The organism is Sulfitobacter indolifex (genome assembly GCF_022788655.1).
Classification (GTDB): domain Bacteria; phylum Pseudomonadota; class Alphaproteobacteria; order Rhodobacterales; family Rhodobacteraceae; genus Sulfitobacter; species Sulfitobacter indolifex.
Window position 1 is genome coordinate 1,799,535 of the sequence record NZ_CP084951.1, and the last position, 18,342, is coordinate 1,817,876.

Consider the following 18,342-nt stretch of genomic DNA (forward strand, 5'->3'; position numbering starts at 1 on the left):
AGGCCGCTCCTACGACACAATCGAACAATGCAAAACGCCCCCGAATTACTTCGGGGGCGTTTTTTGTTTCGTTGTTGTTTGTGCTTAGCGCAGCAGGTTCGAAATGTTGCGCACAACCGCACGGCGGTTTGCAGGCTCCGCCGTGGTCGTTGGGACGCGCAGCTGGCTTTCACCATAGCCTTGCGTGATCAGGTTTGCTGGTGGCACGTCAAAGTACTCAGTCAAAGCCAGCGCGACAGTCTCCGCACGACGGTCGGACAGCGCGAGGTTGTAACCCGCATCGCCAACGGCATCAGTGTGCCCTTCAACCAGGATCACAGTGCGCGGATCGTTCGCAATCATATCGCGCAATGTGGAGCCGATATTTGCAAGCGCACGGGCTTGCTCAGGCTGGATCGCGGCAGAGCCGGTCGGGAAACGGACGGCATCCAGTTCCAGCTCAGGCGCAAGCGAGCGGACCTCACGGATTTCGCGCACCTGACGGAGCGAGAATGTCCGGCCTTGGTCACTGCGCAGTTCAGCTTGCAGCGCCTGACGCAGCGCGGCTTCGTCCTGAACGCTCGCACGCTGGGCCTGCTGAGTTTCTTGTACCTGCGGCAAATCGTTTACGATAACCTCGCGTTCTTCAACCAGGTCATCAACCAAAATGTACTCCCGGCCCTGCGCGTCAAAGTTTGTGCGGCGCAGAACAGTACCATCACGCGAGCGAATGGTCTCAATCCGGCTACCGTCATTCTTAGTCACAATTGTACGTGTCGAGCCATCATCGAAGGTCTGTGTCTGAACTTCGTCGCCAGGGCGGCGGATCAGCGCGTTGTCGTCCTTCAGAACGCGGTATTCACCGGTATCGTCCTGCACAACCACGCGGTCACCCGAACGGCTGACGATTTTCTCGCCATTGTTCAGCACCGACCCCACGGCCACAGCACCCAGACCTACAAGCAGTGCTTTTTCGAAGTCCGACAGGCCACTGTCGTCATCATCTGCCTTTGCGGCATTCGCACCAGCAGCGGCATTCACTTTGGTGTCGAAGTCTTCGCTTGAGCTGCGCACATCTTCTTCGGTCACTTCCTCGGTGACAACTTCGGCTTCCGAGTTGTTTTCAGCGGCGGCCGCGGCAGCAGCGGCTGCTTCACGTTCCGCACGGCGCTCGGCACGACGCTCTTCGCGGCGCTCTGCCTGACGGGCTTCACGGCGTTCATCACGTTCACGAATTTGCTCTTCGGTCAGGCCGGCATCCGCCTCTGCGCCAACAGCTTCACCGTTTGTTTCAGCATCGGCTTCGGTCTCTTGAACCTCTGCTGTGGCTTCGGTGTCTGTCGTGGTTTCAACGGGCTGAACCTCTTGAACAGGCTCGGTGGTCTCAACCACTGGCTCAGCATTTGCTTCTGCTTCGGTGGTGCTTTCGGTCTCAGTTTCGACTTCAGCTTCCTGCTCGACTTCAGCTTCCGCCTCGGTTTCAGCAGATGTCTCAGTCTCGGCTTCCACTTCCGCTTCGGCTTCAACTTCCGCTTCGGCCTCAACCTCTGTTTCGGTCGTCATCTCGGCTTCAGTTTCAGCAGCCGCTTGCTCAGCAGCGGCTTCGGCCTCGCCTGCAACTTTGGCAGCTTCTTCCGTGGCAGCCTGGGCTTCAGCTTCTACCGCAGCAGCAGCCTGCTCGGCTTGTTCATTGGCATTTTCCAAAGCGTCGGCAGCAGAACCTGCAGCCTGATCCAAAACAGAACCAGTTTCCGCCTCAGCTTCACCGTCGACCTCAGCTTCAGCTTCACCTTCCGCCTGAACTTCAGCTTCAGCGCTTGCTTCTGCATCCGCGCTCAGACCAGCGATGACCCGAAGCTCTTCAGCGTTTTCTACAGTCTGATCATCAAACGCGCAGGGGAACTCAGTCGCCTCACCTACGGGGCCGCATTCGGCGATATTTTGATCCTGTGCAAAGGCACCATGGGGGAAGGCCAAAGCAAGGCTCAGACCCAGCGAAGTTGTAGATCTCAATAGGTTTTTCATGTTCACGTCCTCATCATTACGGGAACGCCGTTCGGGCAGCGCTTGTCACCTAACGCATGATGGGTCTTCTTGTTCCGCTATCCAATATCAATACCTTAGCCCATAAAAATACCGCGCCCCCGGGCAGGGACGCGGCAAAGGTTTACGACTTGTTATCGGCTATCAGGCGATGGCCTGTACCGCCCGGCGTGTCATGACCGCGCAGAGGTGCGCGCGGTACGCGCCACTGCCATGCAGATCGCTAATCATACCGCCCCCATCAAGGGACAACCCCTCCAGCGCACTTGGCTCAAAACGCGAAGACAGCGCGGCTTCAGTCTCCTTCCAACGAAAGACCCCCTCGTTCGACGCGCCCGTGATCGCCACCCGCACGCCATCGCTGAACCGCGCGACATAGGCTGCGACCAGTGGGAAACGTGAGGCGGGTTGGATGAACTTTTCGTAATGCGCCGCCTGCGGAATGGGGAAGCGCACGCCCGTAACGATCTCACCCTCTTCCAATGCTGTGGTGAACATCCCTTGGAAATAGTCATCCGCCGCGATCTCGCGCCGGTCGGTTTCAATGGTGGCACCGCTGGCCAAGGCACCCGCCGGATAGCAGGCGGAAGGATCGTTGTTCGCCAGTGATCCCCCGATCGTTCCCCGGTTGCGCACCGCCGGATCACCGATCCGCGCCGCCAGGCTCGCGAGCGCCGGATAGCTCTCTGCCGCCTCGCGCATGACGGTTGCATGGGTGGTACCGCCACCGATCCAGAGCGCGCCATCACGCATTTCGACACCCTTGAGCGCGCCGATCCCCGCCAACGACACCAACACCGACGGCATCGCCAGCCGCGCCTTCAATGTCGGGATAAGCGTTTGCCCCCCGCTAAGCGGTTGCGCGTCCTCTTGTCCTAGAGCTTTGACCGCATCAGCCACGCTGTCGGGGCGCTCTATTTCGAATTCATACATCTTTCATCCTTCCCAGAGGCCGCTAAGCGTTGCCTCTTTTCTCAAACCAATTTTCGGCAGGCCGAAGCGCTCAGCCATTCATCGCCTCCCAAACCCGCGCGGGGCTGACCGGCATGTCGATATGGCCAATGTCCTTCCCGCCCGAGCGCATGGCGTCGAGCACCGCGTTGACCACAGCAGGCGGCGAGCCAATCGCCCCTGCCTCCCCGCAGCCCTTCACGCCCAAGGGGTTGTGGGTGCAGGGCGTCTGGCAGGAGTGATCCACGTCATAGAACGGCAGATCGCTGGCGCGGGGCATGGCGTAATCCATGTAAGACGCGCTTAGCAATTGGCCGTCTTCGTCGTAGGTGCAGTTTTCCAGCAGTGCCTGGCCGATGCCCTGTGCCAAGCCTCCATGCACTTGGCCCGTCACGATCATCGGGTTCACGACGTTGCCAAAGTCGTCGGCTGCGGTGAACCGCTCGACCGTGACATGCCCGGTTTCTGGATCAAGCTCGACCTCGCAAGCATAGGCGCCTGCGGGATAGGTGAAGTTCGACGGATCGTAGAAGGCCGTCTCCTCCAGCCCCGGTTCGATCTCCTCCAGCGGGTAGTTGTGTGGCACATAGGCCGCCAGCGTCACATCGCCCCAAGCCACGGATTTGTCGGTGCCTGCCACGCTGAACGCGCCATCCTTCAACTCAATATCCCCTTCCGAGGCTTCAAGCAGGTGGCTTGCGATCTTTTTGGCCTTGGCGATGATCTTTTCCGTCGCCCGAACCATCGCGCTGCCGCCCACGGCCAGCGAGCGGGAACCATAGGTGCCCATTCCCATCGGCGTGCGCGCCGTGTCGCCATGGACGATCTCGACCATGTTCTCGTCAATGCCGATCATATCCGCGACCACTTGGGCGAAAGACGTCTCATGCCCCTGCCCGTGGCTGTGGCTGCCGGTCATCACAACCAAGCCGCCGGTCGCGTTGACCCGCACCGTGGCGCTCTCGTAGAGTCCCGCGCGTGCGCCGAGTTGCCCGACGAGGTTCGACGGCGCGATGCCGCATGCCTCAATATAGCAGTTCACGCCGAAACCGCGCAGCTTGCCTTTCGCTTCACTCTCGCGGCGCCGCGCCTCAAAGCCCGCGTGGTCAGCGATCTCTTCGAGCTTGTCCATCGTGGCGTTGTAGTCGCCCGTGTCATATTCCACCGCCACCGGGGTGGCGTAGGGAAACTCCGTCACGAAGTTTTGGCGGCGCAGGTTGATCGGGTCGACCTTCAGCTCATGCGCGGCTTTGTCGATCAAACGCTCCAATTGATAGGTCGCCTCGGGCCGCCCGGCACCGCGGTAGGCGTCTACTGGCACGGTATTGGTAAAGACTGCCTTAACATTCACATAGATCAGCGGTGTTTTGTAGTTCCCGGCCATCAGTGTGCCGTGCAGCCACGTCGGCACCGAGGGCGCGAAGGTCGATAGATAGGCCCCCATGTTCGCATAGGTATCAGTGCGCAGCGCGGTGAAGTTATTCTCGGCATCCAGCGCCAATTCGATCTTGGTCACATGATCCCGGCCATGGGCATCCGACATGAAAGCCTCAGACCGGCTGGAGGTCCATTTAACCGGCCGCCCCACCGCCTTGGCTGCGAAGGTGCAGAAGGCTTCTTCCTGATAATGGAAAATCTTGGTGCCAAAGCCGCCGCCCACATCGGGGGCCACGACGCGCAGCTTATGCTCGGGGATGCCCAGAACGAACGCGCCCATCAACAGACGGATCACATGCGGGTTTTGGCTGGTGGTATAGAGCGTATAATCCCCAGCCGAGCGGTCGTACTCGCCGATCGCCACGCGCGGCTCCATCGGGTTGGCGACAAGGCGGTTGTTGACCAGTTCCAGCGTGGTGACATGGTGGGCCTCCTCAAAGGCCTTGTTCACCGCGTCTTTGTTTTCCTCAACAAAGCCCCAGTCATAGCACAGGTTGCTAGTCAGATCGTCATGCACCTTGGGCGCATCGTCTTTGACCGCGTCTTTCATGTTCACCACGGCGGGCAACTCATCGATATCGACGACGATCGCCTCAGCGGCGTCGCGCGCCTGTGCCAAGGTTTCCGCCACCACGGCGGCGATGGGTTCGCCCACATGGCGGACCTTTTCGTGGGCTAAAACCGGGTGTTTCGGCTCTTGCATCGGTTGGCCGTGTTTGTCGGTGATCTGCCAGCCGCAGGGCATGCCGCCGATTTCGGCAAAATCCGCGCCCGTGAAAATCTTCAGCACGCCGGGCATGTCTTCGGCGGCAGAGGTATCGACCCCGGTCAGCCGCCCATGCGCCACGTCCGAGCGCAGGAAAAACACATGGGTCTGGCGGCGCAGGTTAATATCATCCGTGTAGCGCCCCGATCCGGTGAGAAAGCGAATGTCCTCCCGTCGTTTGCTGCTGGCGCCAATTCCCCGCGTCGGTTCAAGATCCTTAGGCATAATGTCCTCCCGTTTGGTGGCGGTGCGGATGCACCTGATCTGTCACGCGGCGCCCGGTTCAGGTGGTCCTCCCTCCGCCATCACCGGTCTGCTCTGCGTGACGCTGTGCTTGGGTTTACTCTGCCGCCAGCGCGCTGACGTCCTGACCACTGGCGGCCATGATCGCTTTGACGATGTTGTGATAACCGGTGCAGCGGCAGATGTTGCCGTCAAGGTAATGGCGCACCTCGGCCTCGCTCGGTTTGGGGTTGTCCTTGAGCAGAGCCGCCGCCGACATCACCATGCCCGGCGTGCAAAATCCGCATTGCAGCCCGTGGTGATCCTGAAACGCCTGCTGGATGGTGTTGAGCGTGCCATCCGGGGCCGCCTGCCCTTCGATGGTGTCAACCTCGGCGCCGTCAGCCTCAATCGCGAACATGGTGCAGGCCTTGACCGCATTCCCATTCACATGAACCACACAGGCCCCGCATTGGCTGGTATCGCAGCCCACATGGGTGCCGGTGAGTTCCAGATCATCGCGTAGGAAATGCACCAGCAGCGTGCGGCCTTCGACCTCCCCCGACGCGGGTTTGCCGTTCACGGTCATCTTGACCTGTGTCATGTTCTTCCTCCCAGTCTGACGCTTGTTAGAGGCAGTTAAGCACGACAAGCTCTAGTTGAGAACACATATTTTCAGAGGTTTTTTTCTCAGCCGCCGCCTGCGCTTTTGCCGGGGTTTCGGGGCTGCGGACGGGTTGGGATTTCCTTGAGCAATCCGCCCACCCCCATGCCCGCGATATCCGCGCTGGTGACCGGAATGCCGCAAACCAGCCGCGACAGCACCCAATCCGCACCATTAAGCGCAGGCGAGCGGGCGCAGCCCGGCAGGCCGATGACGGCACGGGTGCCCAGATGGCCGAGAAAGAGCAGGTTGCCGGGGTCCACCGGCATGCCAAACCGCGTCACTTCGCCGCCCGCTTGGCGCAAGGCGGACGGGGCGATGTCATTGATGTCAGAGGTGGCCGAGGCGGTGAGAATGAGGATCAGATCGGTCTGTGCCGCGGCAATCGCCTCGACCAAAGGGGCGCTGCGATGGGGGACCGTGGTGACATCTTTCAATTCCACGTTCAGCGCTTTCAGCCGCCCTTCCACCGCTGCGCGGCCCTTGTCTCCGGCGCCGCCGGGAACATCGGTGATGATGAGCGTCGCATCGCGCAGGACGGGTGGCGCAAGGCGCAGCGCGCCCTCTCCCGCAGCCACACAGGCGGTCTCTACCGCCTCGGCAGGCACGGCATATGAGATGATTTTGATGGTCGCCACCATGCCGTTCTCACCCATCTGTTGATGGGGCGGCACCGTGGCCAGCGTGATCATCGGATGCACTGCATTGATCGCCTCAAGCGCCGCACGGTCCATCACCACCACGCCCGGCCCATCGGAAAGCAGGTTTACCCGCCCGGTGAAGGGTTTCGACATGTGAAGACCCGGCCCACAGAGCGCTTGGGCCAATCTGGCAGCACCGGTGTTTTCGTCAATGTCGCCGGGGTCGAGCCGGGCGACGATTACCTCTTCGATGCCAGCAGCCAAAAGCGCGTCGATATCGGACTGCTCCAACACCCGCCCCTTGCGCAGACGCCCCTTTGCAACGGCCACGGAATGCGCCAGCGTCGCGCCAAGCGCATCGCTCAATGGGACCGGGCCGAACCTCATGGGCGGCGCAGGCTTTGGATCATTTGGGCGAGGATCGACACAGCGATCTCGGCGGGGCTGGCAGCACCAATGTCGAGACCGACCGGCCCGTGAATGCGCGCGGCCTGATCCGGGGCCACACCTGCCTCTTCCAACCGCGCAAGGCGGCTGGCCTGTGTTCGGGTCGATCCGAGCGCGCCGATGTAGAACGCCTCAGACTCAAGCGCCACATGCAGCGCCGGATCGTCGAGCTTGGGGTCATGGGTCAGCAAAACAACGGCAGAGCGGGCGTCGAGGCCGATTTCGTGCAGCGCGGCATCGGGCCAGTCGTTCATAAGGTCACAATCGGGAAAGCGCGCGGGCGAGCCAAAAGCTTCGCGAGGATCGACGACAATCGGATCAAACCCAGCTTCCCCCGCCATATGCACCAGATGCTGCGCGATATGCACCGCGCCGACGATCACCAGCCGCAGCGGCGGGTTGTGGATGGCAATGAAACGCCCGGTCTCCTCGTCCACGCCCGAGCGATCTCGGCGAAGGCGGTCTGAGTGCCGGTCCTGGATCAGCTGCCGGGTGCTGCCGTCAAGCGCGACCTCATAGGCCACGGCCTGCCGGCTTGCGCGTTTCGCGACCAAGTCGCGCAACATCTCAAGGGGCAACGCCTCAGGCCCGACCGGCTCCACCAGCACTTTGATCGTGCCACCGCAGGCCAGACCAACGGCAAAGGCATCGCCGTCGCTGACGCCGTATTCCAAAAGCCGCGTGCGCCCGTCCTCAATCGCCTCCAGCGCCTCGACCACCACTGCGCCCTCGACACAGCCGCCCGAGACCGAGCCCATCATCGTGCCATCGCCCGCCACCACCAGCTGCGCACCCGCGCGGCGCGGGGCAGAGCCCCATGTCTCCACCACCGTGGCCAGCGCCACGGGCTGTCCGGCCTCGGCCCAATCGAGCGCTTGTTCGGGGATCCGGTCCATCTGGTTTCCTTTCCTATCGGGGGGCAGAGTGTGTTGCTTCGCGGCCAAAGGTCAATGCGAGAACGGCACAAGCCTTCGCCTTGCACGCAGCGCTGTGCGGCACTACATCTAGCCCAAGATATCACAATACTCGGAGCCACCCCCATGCCCATGCAAGCCAGCGAAATTGAAGACCTGATCCGCGCTTCCTTTCCGGATGCCAAGATCACCGTCGAAGGCAATGACGGCGTGCATATGGCGGCCATGGTCATCGACGAAAGTTTTCGTGGCATGAACCGTGTGCAGCAACAGCGCGCCGTCTATGCGGCCCTTAAGGGCAAGATGGACGGCTCAAACGGCGATTTGCACGCGTTGGCGCTGACCACGCGTACACCGGACTAAACGGGTGTGGGGCTGGGCCGCAGCGGTAGTTCTGGGCGGGATCGCCGCCACCGCCTTTGCCCAGCACCGCGCGCGGCGCGGGCGGCATGTGCCGCTCTCGCAACGCCAGCCTCCGCGCCCTGAGACCGGCAAGGTGCCGCTGGGGATGGAGGCACTGGATTTGGATGCCGTGGCCAGCACCGCCCGGCGCAATGAGAGCCTAGAGCGTGGGCAGACGAATTGGACCAAGAAACGGGGCGGGTTCTTTCTCGGCGGGGCCGAGTTGGACGTAAAGCCCTGGGCCGACGATGAAACCTATGCGCGGCGCTATCACGCTGCGTTCAAGAAATCAGATGTGAAGGACAAATGACATGAGCGACGCCGCCAACCAAATCAAAGAACAGATCACCAAGAATGACGTGGTTCTGTTTATGAAAGGCACCAAGGAAATGCCGCAGTGCGGTTTCTCCAGCCGCGTGGCCGGGGTGCTGAACTACATGGGCGTAAACTTTGCCGATGTGAACGTGCTGGCCGACGAAGGCCTGCGTCAGGGCATCAAAGAATTCTCTGACTGGCCGACCATCCCGCAGCTTTACGTCAAGGGCGAGTTCGTCGGCGGTTGCGACATCATCACTGAGATGACGCTCTCGGGCGAGTTGGACACGCTCTTTGCTGAGAACGGCGTGACCTTTGATAAGGACGCGGCGGAGAAGATTCGCGAAGCCAACGGCTGAAGCGACGACCTGCGAAACGAACAACACCCCGGAGCGGCTTAGCCCTCCGGGGTGTTTTTATGGGTACGTCAGCACCCCCACAGCCCAGCAGCGTCGAAGGGCGAGGTTGTGACATCTCGGGGCTAAACCGGCTTAGCGTTTGCAGCGCCGATGCAACCAAAGAGACCGTCCCGAACGCCCCCAGCTTGGGCGCGTCCCGGCGGTGCCGCTCTCAGTCTTCAATCGCGGTGATCATATCGACACGACGGCCATGACGCCCGCCTTCGAATTCAGTGTCGAGAAACGCATCCACGATCTCAAGCGCCAACCCGCCCCCGATCACCCGCGCGCCCATCGACAGCATGTTCGCGTCGTTATGCGCCCGGATCATCTTGGCCGAGAATGTATCGGCGCAGACACCGCAGCGGATGCCTTTGACCTTATTGGCGGCCATCATGATGCCCTGCCCTGTGCCGCAGATCAGAATCCCAAGGTCGAATTCCCCTGCCGCGATGCGCCGCGCGGCGGCTTCGCCGTGTTTGGGGTAATCGGTGCTCTCTGCCGTTGTCGGGCCGATGTCTTCGACCTCATAGCCGCGGTCGGCCACATGGCGCGCGATGTCTTGGCGCAGGGCAATGTCGGCGTGGTCGCTTGAGATGATGATGCGGGGTTTTGCGGTCATGGAAAGGCATCCTGATTGCTAGATCGAAAAGGGCAGCGCCGAAGGGGCGCTTTTCGCGCCCCCCAGAGCATATCGCAGCGCGCGCCGCAATCCCGCGCTTGGTCAATCCTGCGGCACGCAGTCCTTGTAGATCGGTGTCACCTCGTCGCTGGCGCCATCTTTCCAGCTCAAATGCGCGCGGCCCTGATGTTCCCACCACTCATAGGATGATCCATCCGACGGCCAGCCGTATCGTGCGCCGGAAGCGGCGGGCATGTTCTGCAAATGGATGAGCCGCCCTTCGACATAGATCACCGCGACAGAGGGTTCGGCAACCGGGACATAGACCACCGGCACCGACACCCCACGGTCACAAAGATAGGTAACCGCGAGGGTCTCAGCACCGACAGGCGCGGCCCAGAGCAGCGCGCAAATCGCAGCCCTGATCATCCTGCTCATTTGCCAGTTTTCTCTTCGATCTCCGCGGCCAGCGCTTCGGCGCGGGCGGCGATTTCGGCCAGCGTGTCTTTGACACCCTGCGGCACGACGGGCACTTCGATGCGCTCCGGCTCGATCTTGGTGTTGCGCAGGCTGGTCAACTCAGCCTCGCGTTCGGCCAATTCGGCGCGCACCTCAGCGATGCGGTCTTCAACGCTGGCGGTTTTATCGGCCAAGAGCAGACCGGCCATAAGCAGCATCCGCGCCTCGGGCATGCGGCCCACCTGATCACTCAAAACGCGGGCTTCATCGTCCAGCATTTTGGCGGCGGCGTGCAGATAGCTTTCTTCACCTTCCTGACAGGCGACCTCGAACTGGCGGCCGCCAATGTTGATCCGTATTTCGGGCATCAGTCGGCCCCTCCTGACTTGGGTTCATCTTCGGCGCGGTCATCCTCGGCACCCTGCTCATCAGCCTGCGCGTCGTATTCGGGCTCGCCCTCTTCAACCAGAGGCGCCAGCGCGGTCAGCACAGCGTCAATCTCGGCCATCTCAATGGCGCGGGTGGCGCGCAGGCTTTCCAGCTCGGCAATCACGGCGGTGTCGATCAACTTAGGGTCGGCCAGCCCTTCAGCATTGGCCATACGGAGCTGTTCACAGGCTGCGGAAAGCTGCTCGTTCGCCTGCCGCAGACGCTGCACGTCCATATCAAGCTGGGTCATCCGATCGTCGTTGAAATCCATCTGCTCGCGCAGATTAACAAGATCGTTTTGGTGGCTTTCCTTCAAACCCTGCATCTGTTCGGTCAGCTGCGCATTGGCCTGCCGCTCGTCTTCCAGCGCCTGTACGATATCCTCATCCGGCTCAGCCGGGGCTGTGCTGAGCTGATCCAGCCCCTTCGCCATCCGGTCCATCGCGGCCGTGATGCGGCGTTGATATTCTTCGAGTTCACTCATCCGCATGAAGTCTCCTTGTTCGTCCTGCTCTGAGGGCTGCATTATTTGCCTGCCATGCCCGTTGTTTCCTGCCGTTCTGGGCAGATAGCGCGCGTCTTGCGCAATGTCACGCACCCGAATCGCCGTGATAAGCCGGTTTCCGCGATCCTAGCCAAAGACCGAACCAATTGCGCCCCCCTTTCGTTTCAGCGACTTGGACCGCAGAGTTCACCCCGGACCGCGGCCAGCGCACCCTATCCTGCCCGGTTGTGCTTGAACTTTGCCCGATCGCTGGTATGCACAGGCCCAATCTGCCACAGCCGCAAAGGAACGCCCCGTGGATCTGACAGCCCTCGCACGCGCAAACCCCGATCACTGGTCCAAGGCCACCGCCATTCGCGCGCTGACCCTCGATGCCGTCGCCGCCGCCAATTCTGGCCACTCTGGCATGCCAATGGGCATGGCCGATGTGGCCACCGTGCTCTTTGAAAAGCACCTGAAGTTTGACGCGGCGAACCCGCTTTGGCCTGACCGCGACCGGTTCATCCTCTCAGCGGGCCACGGCTCCATGCTGATCTACTCTCTGTTGCACCTGACGGGCTATGAGCAGTTCCCCATCGAAGAGCTGAAAAACTTCCGCCAGATGGGCGCACGCACGGCCGGTCACCCGGAAAACTTCCTTGCTGACGCCATTGAGACCACCACCGGTCCGCTGGGTCAGGGCATCGCCAATTCGGTCGGTTTCGCTATGGCCGAAGAAATGCTGCGCGCGCAATACGGGGCAAAGGTCGTGGATCACCACACCTATGTCATCGCCGGCGACGGCTGTTTGATGGAAGGCGTAAGCCAAGAGGCGATCACGCTGGCGGGCCGTCATAAGCTCAGCAAGCTGATCGTCATGTGGGACAACAACAACATCACCATCGATGGCCCTGTGTCCCTGTCGGACAACACTGATCAGGTCGCGCGTTTTAAAGCAGCGAAGTGGCATGTGATCGAGATCGACGGCCACAACCCGGATGAGATCGACGCGGCCCTGACCGAGGCAAAAGCCTCTGACCTGCCGACGATGATCGCCTGCAAGACCCATATCGCTTTGGGCCACGCCGCGCAGGACACGTCCAAAGGCCACGGCGCGTTGACAGATGCCGACCAGATGGCCGAGGCCAAAAAGGCTTACGGCTGGACAACCGGCCCCTTCGAAGTCCCCGCTGATGTAAAATCCGCATGGGAAGAGATCGGCAAACGCGGCGCCGACGTCCGCCGCGCGTGGGAAGAGCGTTTCGACCAGATGCCCCGCGCCAAGCGCGAGACCTTCAACCGCGCCTTGGCACTGGACGCGCCCAAAAAGATGAGCGCCACCATCAAGGCGTTCAAAAAGCAGGTCTCTGAAACCGCGCCCAAGATTGCAACCCGTGCCGCGAGCGAGAAAGCTCTCGAAGTGCTGAACCCGATCCTGCCCGAGACTGTCGGCGGCTCGGCGGACCTCACCGGCTCGAACAACACCAAGACCTCTGATCTGGGCGTCTTCGACGTGGACAACCGTGGTGGGCGCTATGTCTACTGGGGTATCCGTGAGCATGGCATGGCAGCGGCGATGAACGGCATGGCACTGCACGGCGGCATTCGCCCCTACGGCGGCACCTTCATGTGCTTCACCGACTATGCGCGTCCTTCGATGCGTTTGGCGGCGCTGATGCAGGTCCCCACCGCCTTTGTCATGACGCACGACAGCATTGGTTTGGGCGAAGACGGCCCGACCCACCAGCCGGTCGAGCATCTGGCCATTTCGCGCAGCACGCCCAACACCTATGTCTTCCGCCCCGCCGACGCGGTGGAAACGGCAGAAGCGTGGGAAATCGCCTTTACTTCCAAGACCACACCGTCAGTCCTGTCCCTGACCCGTCAGGGCCTGCCGACCGTGCGCCTTGAGCACAAGAACAACAACCTCACCGAAAAAGGCGCTTATGTCTTGGCCGATGCCGAGGGCAAGCGTCAGGTGATCCTGATCGCCACCGGCTCCGAAGTGCATGTGGCACTGGCCGCACGTGATCTGCTGCAAGCCGAAGGCATTGGCACACGCGTGGTCTCCATGCCTTGTATGGAGCTTTTCGCCGCGCAGGATGAAGCCTACCGCAAGCGCGTGCTGCCCGGTGGTGCCGTGCGTGTTGGCGTCGAAGCAGGCGTGCGTCAGGGCTGGGATCAGTGGCTCTTCGGCGAGCGCGGCAAATACGGCAAAGCAGATTTCGTCGGCATGGACCGCTTCGGCGCCTCCGCCCCGGCAGAAGAGCTGTTCGAGCGTTTCGGCTTCACCGCCGAGAATGTCGCTCAGAAAGCCAAAGCCCTGCTTTGATCCAAAGATCACATGGCACAGCAAAAAGGGGCGACGGTTCATCCGTCGCCCCTTTTCTATTGTCCCATCACCAAGGCCGCGTTTTACACAGCGGCCTTATGAAAGACCTTGCGCCAGATCGGCGTGATGATCTTTTCCCCCACCGGGATCAGCAGCAAGCCAAGCGCCAGACCAAAGACACCGTCGATGGCAGCCGTGGTGGTCCACTCAACCGCCCCTTCGATCTGGGCCGGAACCGCATGGCCCACCGTTACAGCAATGTCGTGGATCCAGTTGTAAGGCCCAGCAAAGCCCATTTGCTCAAGCCCGTGAATGATGATCGACCCGCCGACCCAGAGCATTGCAGCGGTGCCGACAATCGTCAGCAGCTTCAGAAAGCCCGGCATCGCGCGCACCAAGCCGCGCCCCAACGTCCGCGTCAGGGCAAAGCGGCCTTTGTTTGCCATCACCAACCCCAGGTCATCCATTTTGACAATCAATGCCACCGCGCCATAGACCGCGACCGTGATCATCACCGCCACCGCCGCCAGCGTTGCGGCCTCCATCCAGAAATTGCTTTCCGGGATTGCCGACAGTGCGATGGTCATGATCTCTGCGGAAAGGATAAAGTCAGTCTTGATCGCCCCAGCCGCTTTCTGTTCTTCCAGATGCGCGGGGTCTTCGATGACCTTTTCCTTGTCGGGGTAATCTTCATGGCCATGCCCCCATCCAAGCGCATGAGCGACCTTCTCAGCCCCTTCGAAACACAGATAAGCCCCGCCCAGCATCAACAACGGTGAAATGGCCCAAGGCGCAAAATTGGCCAAAAGCAGACCGACGGGCAAAAGATACACCAATTTGTTGCGCAACGACCCTTTGGTGATCCGCCAGATCACTGGCAATTCACGCTCGGCCTTGAACCCATGCAGATACTTTGGCGTCACCGCCGCGTCATCAATCACCGCGCCCGCCGCCTTCGAGCCCGCCTTGGCCGCCTGCCCGATCACGTCATCCACGCTCGCCGCCGCAACCTTGGCGATGGCCGCCACGTCATCCACAAGTGCCAGTAAACCGCTCATTCCGTGCCCCTTTTTGCGTGTTGCACCCGAAGTAGCATGCACGGCCCATCTGGCAAGCCCGAAGCTGCCGCGACCTTTACCGCTAACATGCAAGTTTAACGCTAACATCTGGAAATCATTTGGCTTTGCCCCTTTCCCCTGACGGCCTACCCCAGATATAGAGCCCGCAACCCCGACATACGGCCCCCAATCGCGCGGCCCATGACAAGGAATGGACCATGACCATCAAAGTTGGCATCAACGGATTTGGCCGTATTGGCCGCTGCACCCTCAGCCATATCGCGGCCTCGGGGCGTGACGACATCGAAGTGATCAAGGTTAACGCCACCGGCCCGCTCAGCACCGCCGCGCATCTGATCAAATACGATTCCGTCCATGGCCGTTTTCCGGGCGACGTGAACATCGACGGCGGCTATATGAACCTTGGTCAAAACGACATCGAAATGATGTCGAGCTATAACCTCGAAGAGCTTGACTGGTCCGGCTGCGACGTGGTCTTGGAATGCACCGGCAAATTCAACGACGGCAACAAGGCCAACGTCCACCTCAAGAATGGCGCCAAACGCGTTCTGCTCTCCGCCCCAGGCAAAAACGTCGATAAAACAATCGTCTACGGCGTGAATGACGACCAACTGACCGCCTCTGACCGGATGATCTCAAACGGGTCTTGCACCACCAACTGCCTCGCGCCGCTGGCCAAAGTCATGCATGACGCCGTGGGCATCGAAAGCGGGCTGATGACGACGATCCACAGCTACACCGGCGACCAACCGACGCTCGACCGCCGCCACGATGACCTCTACCGCGCGCGGGCTGCTGCCATGGCCCTGATCCCCACGTCGACCGGTGCCGCCAAAGCTTTGGGCGAAGTGCTGCCAGCACTCAAAGGCAAGCTCGACGGCACCGCCATGCGCGTGCCCACGCCAAACGTCAGCGCCGTAGACCTGACCTTCCAAGCCAGCCGCGACGTCACGGTCGAAGAGATCAACGCCGCCGCCCGCGCCGCAGCAGAAGGTCCGATGAAACGCGTGCTGGCCTATGACCCAGAGCAAAAGGTCTCTATCGACTTCAACCACACCGAAGAAAGCTGCATCTTCGCCCCCGATCAAACCATCGTCGTCGCAGGCCGCACGGTGCGCGTCTTGGGGTGGTACGACAACGAATGGGCTTTCTCGGTGCGCATGGCCGATGTTGCCGTGGCCATGGGCAAACTGGGCTAAAGCTTGCACGGCGCGGGTTGGCCTGTAATATCAGGCCAACCCCGCCCGGAGCCGCGCCATGACCAATTCCATCGCCATTGTGCTGGCCCTCGTCATCGCCGGGGCGATGCTGATTGACGCCTATTCATACGGCGCGGATCACATGATCTTTCTCGGGAAAAAGCTTTTCGAATTAATCGAATGGATCGCGTTCTGGCGGTAACGTAGGCACGGCCCGCGCATGGTCTGATGTCGCCCCCTACTGCCGAAGCGTTATTCACTACGACACGTCTTTTGCGCCTCAAACCTTACACCCGCCGCGGCCGACCTCAAGGCGATCCAGCACCACGCCCCCTAGTAGGCGCGGCGCTGAACCTCCCATTCATCCTTTTAAAAATACCGTGCAGACCATAGCCACAACCGCCCCGCTCGCCAGTCCAGAAACTACCTCTGCGCGAACCGTTTAATCAGCACTTCGTTCACTGCTGGGGTGACAAACTTGCTCACATCCCCATCCAGCCGAGCGATTTCTTTTACCAGCTTGCTGGCGATGGCTTGATGTGTGGCTTCGGCCATAAGGAAGACGGTTTCGATCGTATCGTCCAACTGGCGGTTCATCCCGACCATCTGGAACTCATATTCAAAATCTGACACCGCGCGCAGACCGCGGACAATCGTCTGCGCGCCCACATCACGGGCGCAGTCGATCAGCAGATTCTCGAACGGATGCACGATGATTTCGACACCGGTTTCTTTCGCCAATTGCACACATTCCGCTTCAATCAGTGCAACGCGTTCTTCGAGGCTAAACAACGGCCCTTTATCACGGTTGATCGCCACACCGATCACAAGCCGGTCGACCATGCGCGCAGCGCGGCGAATAATGTCGATATGCCCCAGTGTGATCGGGTCGAACGTACCGGGGTAGAGGGCTATGCGCATGTAACTGTCCTGGGTGTCTGCTATGTTGCGGCACAGCCAACCATTTCACCGCACCAAGCGCAAGTCGGTTAGCGGTAGCACTGCCCTGCAGTCACCTGACAAGGCAGTACAATAGGAAAACAAGCTGAGCCAAATCAATGGCCCATGATCATACCCTCAAGGGCTTGTTTCTCCATCGACAGTTCCATCAACTGTGCCTTCACCACATCGCCTAGAGAGATCAGCCCGACCAGTTCACCGTTCTCCAAAACGGGCATGTGGCGAAAACGTCCGTCGGTCATCTTTTGCAAGATCGCGTCAGAGCGATCATCGCGGCTGCAAGTGACCAGTTTGGTCGTCATAATGCTCTCGACCGTTTGTTGCAGGCACCCGGCCCCTTGGCGGCCCAGCTCGCGCACGATGTCGCGCTCGGACAATATCCCATCCGGCGTCTTGCCATCGGCAGAGATCACCAACGTCCCGATGCGCTTTTCGGCAAGCATTGCTGCCGCCTCGGAAATCGCTAGTCCGGGTTTGGTCGTAACCACCTTATCGTCCGGTTTGGTCTTGAGAATTTGCGATACAAGCATCTGGCGTCTCCTTCGGTGCGCGGCAAAGAGAATTCCAGCGTCACCGCGAAACCCTTTTCTGTCAAGCTTTTAGCGCGCTCTTGTCTGCCGTTGCCGCCTCTAGCCGCGCGGTTTCGGCGCGCAGTCCCGCTGCCAATGCCTCAGCAAATGCCGCCAGTCGGGCATTGCGCCGATCATCGGCATGGCGAATGAGATAGAAAGCGCGTTTGAGGCTAACAGCATCCGTAAGGATCCGCCGCACACCTTGCGTGGCTGCCAGAGAGAAATCATGCGCTACGCCGATGCCACCGCCCTGCTGGATCATCCGCACTTGGACCGAAACCGAATTTGATGCCAGCGCCACCCGACTAACGCCAAGATCCGCAAGGTAATCCAACTCGCGGTCAAAGATCATATCGGGGATATAGCCGACCATCCGGTGCCCTTGCAGGTCAGTCACAGAGGTGACCTCAGGGTGCTGCGCCAGATAGCTTTCGGCGGCTGCAAGATGCAGGTGGTAGTCTGTGACTTTCTGCACCACCAGCCGCCCCGCCGTTGGCGCGCTTACCCCAATCGCCATATCCGCCTCGCGGCGCGATAGGTTGAACACGCGCGGCAGCGCGATGATCTGCACGTCAAGATCGGGATTTTCCGCAGCAATCGCGGCACAGACTTGCGGCAGCAGATAGTTTGCCGCCCCATCCGGCGCGCCCACACGGATCTGGCCGGTCAATTGGTCACTCTGAACCGGCACCCCGGCCGTCGCCGCGCGCATTGCTTGTTCTGCCCGCTCTGCCCGTTGCATCAGATCGCTGCCCGCTTCCGTCAGCGCATAGCCCTGCGGGGATTTGACAAAGAGAACCGTCTGCAATGACTTCTCGAGCCGCGCCATTCGACGGCCCAGTGTTGCGGGGTCGAGCCGCAGCAGCTTCCCTGCCCCGGAAAGGCTCTCTTCCCGCGCCACAGCAAGGAACAGTCGTAGGTCATCCCAATTCTGTTCCATGCCGCCCTCCGCGCCAAGCTTCTGCCAGCGTCTTGCAAAAATGCAAGACGGTTTTGCCATCCTTCCTCTGTTCCATTGCTTTTTGCA

20 protein-coding genes are annotated in these 18,342 nt (G+C 60.8%); 6 read left to right on the forward strand and 14 right to left on the reverse strand.

The window, feature by feature from the left end:
- Positions 1-84: 84 nt before the first annotated feature.
- The 6 genes from DSM14862_RS08780 to DSM14862_RS08805 form a co-directional block, all read right to left on the reverse strand.
- Positions 85-2,004 (reverse strand): OmpA family protein, encoded by a 1,920-nt coding sequence (locus tag DSM14862_RS08780; RefSeq protein WP_007119901.1) that lies wholly within the window; start codon positions 2,002-2,004, stop codon positions 85-87.
- A gap of 162 nt (positions 2,005-2,166) precedes the next feature.
- Positions 2,167-2,955, reverse strand: coding sequence for an FAD binding domain-containing protein (locus DSM14862_RS08785; protein ID WP_007119902.1), 789 nt, complete (start codon positions 2,953-2,955; stop codon positions 2,167-2,169).
- Between the two features lie 70 nt (positions 2,956-3,025).
- The gene (locus DSM14862_RS08790) at positions 3,026-5,401 is read right to left on the reverse strand and encodes a xanthine dehydrogenase family protein molybdopterin-binding subunit (RefSeq protein ID WP_007119903.1); all 2,376 of its coding nucleotides are present in this window, start codon (positions 5,399-5,401) and stop codon (positions 3,026-3,028) included.
- A gap of 115 nt (positions 5,402-5,516) precedes the next feature.
- Positions 5,517-6,002 carry a (2Fe-2S)-binding protein gene (locus tag DSM14862_RS08795; RefSeq protein ID WP_007119904.1) on the reverse strand — a complete coding sequence of 162 codons (486 nt, stop codon included), beginning with the start codon at positions 6,000-6,002 and terminating at the stop codon, positions 5,517-5,519.
- Positions 6,003-6,088: 86 nt separating this feature from the next.
- Complete coding sequence (locus tag DSM14862_RS08800) at positions 6,089-7,090, reverse strand: molybdopterin-binding protein (protein ID WP_007119905.1); 1,002 nt, start codon at positions 7,088-7,090, stop codon at positions 6,089-6,091.
- The gene (locus DSM14862_RS08805; RefSeq protein WP_007119906.1) at positions 7,087-8,046 is read right to left on the reverse strand and encodes an XdhC family protein; all 960 of its coding nucleotides are present in this window, start codon (positions 8,044-8,046) and stop codon (positions 7,087-7,089) included. The genes DSM14862_RS08800 and DSM14862_RS08805 overlap by 4 nt, the downstream gene beginning before the upstream one ends.
- A 144-nt stretch (positions 8,047-8,190) precedes the next feature.
- Between DSM14862_RS08805 and DSM14862_RS08810 the strand changes: the two genes are divergently transcribed.
- The 3 genes from DSM14862_RS08810 to grxD are packed head-to-tail and all read left to right on the forward strand — an operon-like array spanning position 8,191 to position 9,140.
- Positions 8,191-8,427, forward strand: a complete 237-nt coding sequence (locus DSM14862_RS08810) for a BolA family protein (RefSeq protein ID WP_007119907.1) — start codon at positions 8,191-8,193, stop codon at positions 8,425-8,427.
- A gap of 4 nt (positions 8,428-8,431) precedes the next feature.
- The gene (locus DSM14862_RS08815; RefSeq protein ID WP_007119908.1) at positions 8,432-8,776 is read left to right on the forward strand and encodes a hypothetical protein; all 345 of its coding nucleotides are present in this window, start codon (positions 8,432-8,434) and stop codon (positions 8,774-8,776) included.
- Between the two features lies 1 nt (position 8,777).
- A complete protein-coding gene (gene grxD, locus DSM14862_RS08820; protein WP_007119909.1) occupies positions 8,778-9,140 on the forward strand; it encodes a Grx4 family monothiol glutaredoxin in 363 nt (120 codons plus the stop codon).
- A 211-nt stretch (positions 9,141-9,351) separates the two neighbouring features.
- On the opposite strand, the gene rpiB is transcribed toward grxD, so the two are convergent.
- The 4 genes from rpiB to DSM14862_RS08840 form a co-directional block, all read right to left on the reverse strand.
- Positions 9,352-9,801: a ribose 5-phosphate isomerase B gene (gene rpiB, locus DSM14862_RS08825; protein WP_007119910.1), complete on the reverse strand. Its 450-nt coding sequence runs from the start codon at positions 9,799-9,801 to the stop codon at positions 9,352-9,354.
- Positions 9,802-9,903: 102 nt separating this feature from the next.
- Positions 9,904-10,239: an MliC family protein gene (locus DSM14862_RS08830; RefSeq protein WP_083804562.1), complete on the reverse strand. Its 336-nt coding sequence runs from the start codon at positions 10,237-10,239 to the stop codon at positions 9,904-9,906.
- Positions 10,236-10,628 carry a cell division protein ZapA gene (locus DSM14862_RS08835; protein WP_007119912.1) on the reverse strand — a complete coding sequence of 131 codons (393 nt, stop codon included), beginning with the start codon at positions 10,626-10,628 and terminating at the stop codon, positions 10,236-10,238. The genes DSM14862_RS08830 and DSM14862_RS08835 overlap by 4 nt, the downstream gene beginning before the upstream one ends.
- The gene (locus DSM14862_RS08840; RefSeq protein ID WP_007119913.1) at positions 10,628-11,179 is read right to left on the reverse strand and encodes a hypothetical protein; all 552 of its coding nucleotides are present in this window, start codon (positions 11,177-11,179) and stop codon (positions 10,628-10,630) included. The genes DSM14862_RS08835 and DSM14862_RS08840 overlap by 1 nt, the downstream gene beginning before the upstream one ends.
- A gap of 310 nt (positions 11,180-11,489) precedes the next feature.
- Between DSM14862_RS08840 and tkt the strand changes: the two genes are divergently transcribed.
- Positions 11,490-13,505, forward strand: coding sequence for a transketolase (gene tkt, locus DSM14862_RS08845; protein ID WP_243254226.1), 2,016 nt, complete (start codon positions 11,490-11,492; stop codon positions 13,503-13,505).
- Between the two features lie 83 nt (positions 13,506-13,588).
- On the opposite strand, the gene DSM14862_RS08850 is transcribed toward tkt, so the two are convergent.
- Complete coding sequence (locus DSM14862_RS08850) at positions 13,589-14,563, reverse strand: DUF808 domain-containing protein (protein ID WP_007119916.1); 975 nt, start codon at positions 14,561-14,563, stop codon at positions 13,589-13,591.
- A 218-nt stretch (positions 14,564-14,781) separates the two neighbouring features.
- Between DSM14862_RS08850 and gap the strand changes: the two genes are divergently transcribed.
- Complete coding sequence (gap, locus tag DSM14862_RS08855; RefSeq protein WP_007119917.1) at positions 14,782-15,783, forward strand: type I glyceraldehyde-3-phosphate dehydrogenase; 1,002 nt, start codon at positions 14,782-14,784, stop codon at positions 15,781-15,783.
- Between the two features lie 58 nt (positions 15,784-15,841).
- Positions 15,842-15,985, forward strand: coding sequence for a hypothetical protein (locus tag DSM14862_RS08860; protein ID WP_007119918.1), 144 nt, complete (start codon positions 15,842-15,844; stop codon positions 15,983-15,985).
- A 221-nt stretch (positions 15,986-16,206) separates the two neighbouring features.
- Here DSM14862_RS08860 and coaD read toward each other — a convergent pair whose 3' ends face one another.
- The 3 genes from coaD to DSM14862_RS08875 form a co-directional block, all read right to left on the reverse strand.
- Positions 16,207-16,704 (reverse strand): pantetheine-phosphate adenylyltransferase, encoded by a 498-nt coding sequence (gene coaD / locus DSM14862_RS08865; protein WP_007119919.1) that lies wholly within the window; start codon positions 16,702-16,704, stop codon positions 16,207-16,209.
- A 134-nt stretch (positions 16,705-16,838) separates the two neighbouring features.
- Positions 16,839-17,273 carry a CBS domain-containing protein gene (locus DSM14862_RS08870; protein ID WP_007119920.1) on the reverse strand — a complete coding sequence of 145 codons (435 nt, stop codon included), beginning with the start codon at positions 17,271-17,273 and terminating at the stop codon, positions 16,839-16,841.
- A gap of 61 nt (positions 17,274-17,334) precedes the next feature.
- A complete protein-coding gene (locus DSM14862_RS08875) occupies positions 17,335-18,255 on the reverse strand; it encodes a LysR family transcriptional regulator (protein WP_040701353.1) in 921 nt (306 codons plus the stop codon).
- Positions 18,256-18,342: the final 87 nt, after the last annotated feature.

Bases quoted from the DNA above. Each gene is read 5' to 3' on its own strand.
- DSM14862_RS08830 (WP_083804562.1), bottom strand. From the start codon at position 10,239: ATGAGCAGGATGATCAGGGCTGCGATTTGCGCGCTGCTCTGGGCCGCG.
- DSM14862_RS08835 (WP_007119912.1), bottom strand. From the start codon at position 10,628: ATGCCCGAAATACGGATCAACATTGGCGGCCGCCAGTTCGAGGTCGCC.
- gap (WP_007119917.1), top strand. From the start codon at position 14,782: ATGACCATCAAAGTTGGCATCAACGGATTTGGCCGTATTGGCCGCTGC.
- coaD (WP_007119919.1), bottom strand. From the start codon at position 16,704: ATGCGCATAGCCCTCTACCCCGGTACGTTCGACCCGATCACACTGGGG.
- DSM14862_RS08800 (WP_007119905.1), bottom strand. From the start codon at position 7,090: ATGAGGTTCGGCCCGGTCCCATTGAGCGATGCGCTTGGCGCGACGCTG.
- DSM14862_RS08840 (WP_007119913.1), bottom strand. From the start codon at position 11,179: ATGCGGATGAGTGAACTCGAAGAATATCAACGCCGCATCACGGCCGCG.
- DSM14862_RS08805 (WP_007119906.1), bottom strand. From the start codon at position 8,046: ATGGACCGGATCCCCGAACAAGCGCTCGATTGGGCCGAGGCCGGACAG.
- grxD (WP_007119909.1), top strand. From the start codon at position 8,778: ATGAGCGACGCCGCCAACCAAATCAAAGAACAGATCACCAAGAATGAC.
- DSM14862_RS08790 (WP_007119903.1), bottom strand. From the start codon at position 5,401: ATGCCTAAGGATCTTGAACCGACGCGGGGAATTGGCGCCAGCAGCAAA.
- DSM14862_RS08795 (WP_007119904.1), bottom strand. From the start codon at position 6,002: ATGACACAGGTCAAGATGACCGTGAACGGCAAACCCGCGTCGGGGGAG.
- rpiB (WP_007119910.1), bottom strand. From the start codon at position 9,801: ATGACCGCAAAACCCCGCATCATCATCTCAAGCGACCACGCCGACATT.
- DSM14862_RS08780 (WP_007119901.1), bottom strand. From the start codon at position 2,004: ATGAAAAACCTATTGAGATCTACAACTTCGCTGGGTCTGAGCCTTGCT.
- DSM14862_RS08870 (WP_007119920.1), bottom strand. From the start codon at position 17,273: ATGCTTGTATCGCAAATTCTCAAGACCAAACCGGACGATAAGGTGGTT.
- DSM14862_RS08810 (WP_007119907.1), top strand. From the start codon at position 8,191: ATGCCCATGCAAGCCAGCGAAATTGAAGACCTGATCCGCGCTTCCTTT.
- DSM14862_RS08860 (WP_007119918.1), top strand. From the start codon at position 15,842: ATGACCAATTCCATCGCCATTGTGCTGGCCCTCGTCATCGCCGGGGCG.
- DSM14862_RS08850 (WP_007119916.1), bottom strand. From the start codon at position 14,563: ATGAGCGGTTTACTGGCACTTGTGGATGACGTGGCGGCCATCGCCAAG.
- DSM14862_RS08875 (WP_040701353.1), bottom strand. From the start codon at position 18,255: ATGGAACAGAATTGGGATGACCTACGACTGTTCCTTGCTGTGGCGCGG.
- DSM14862_RS08785 (WP_007119902.1), bottom strand. From the start codon at position 2,955: ATGTATGAATTCGAAATAGAGCGCCCCGACAGCGTGGCTGATGCGGTC.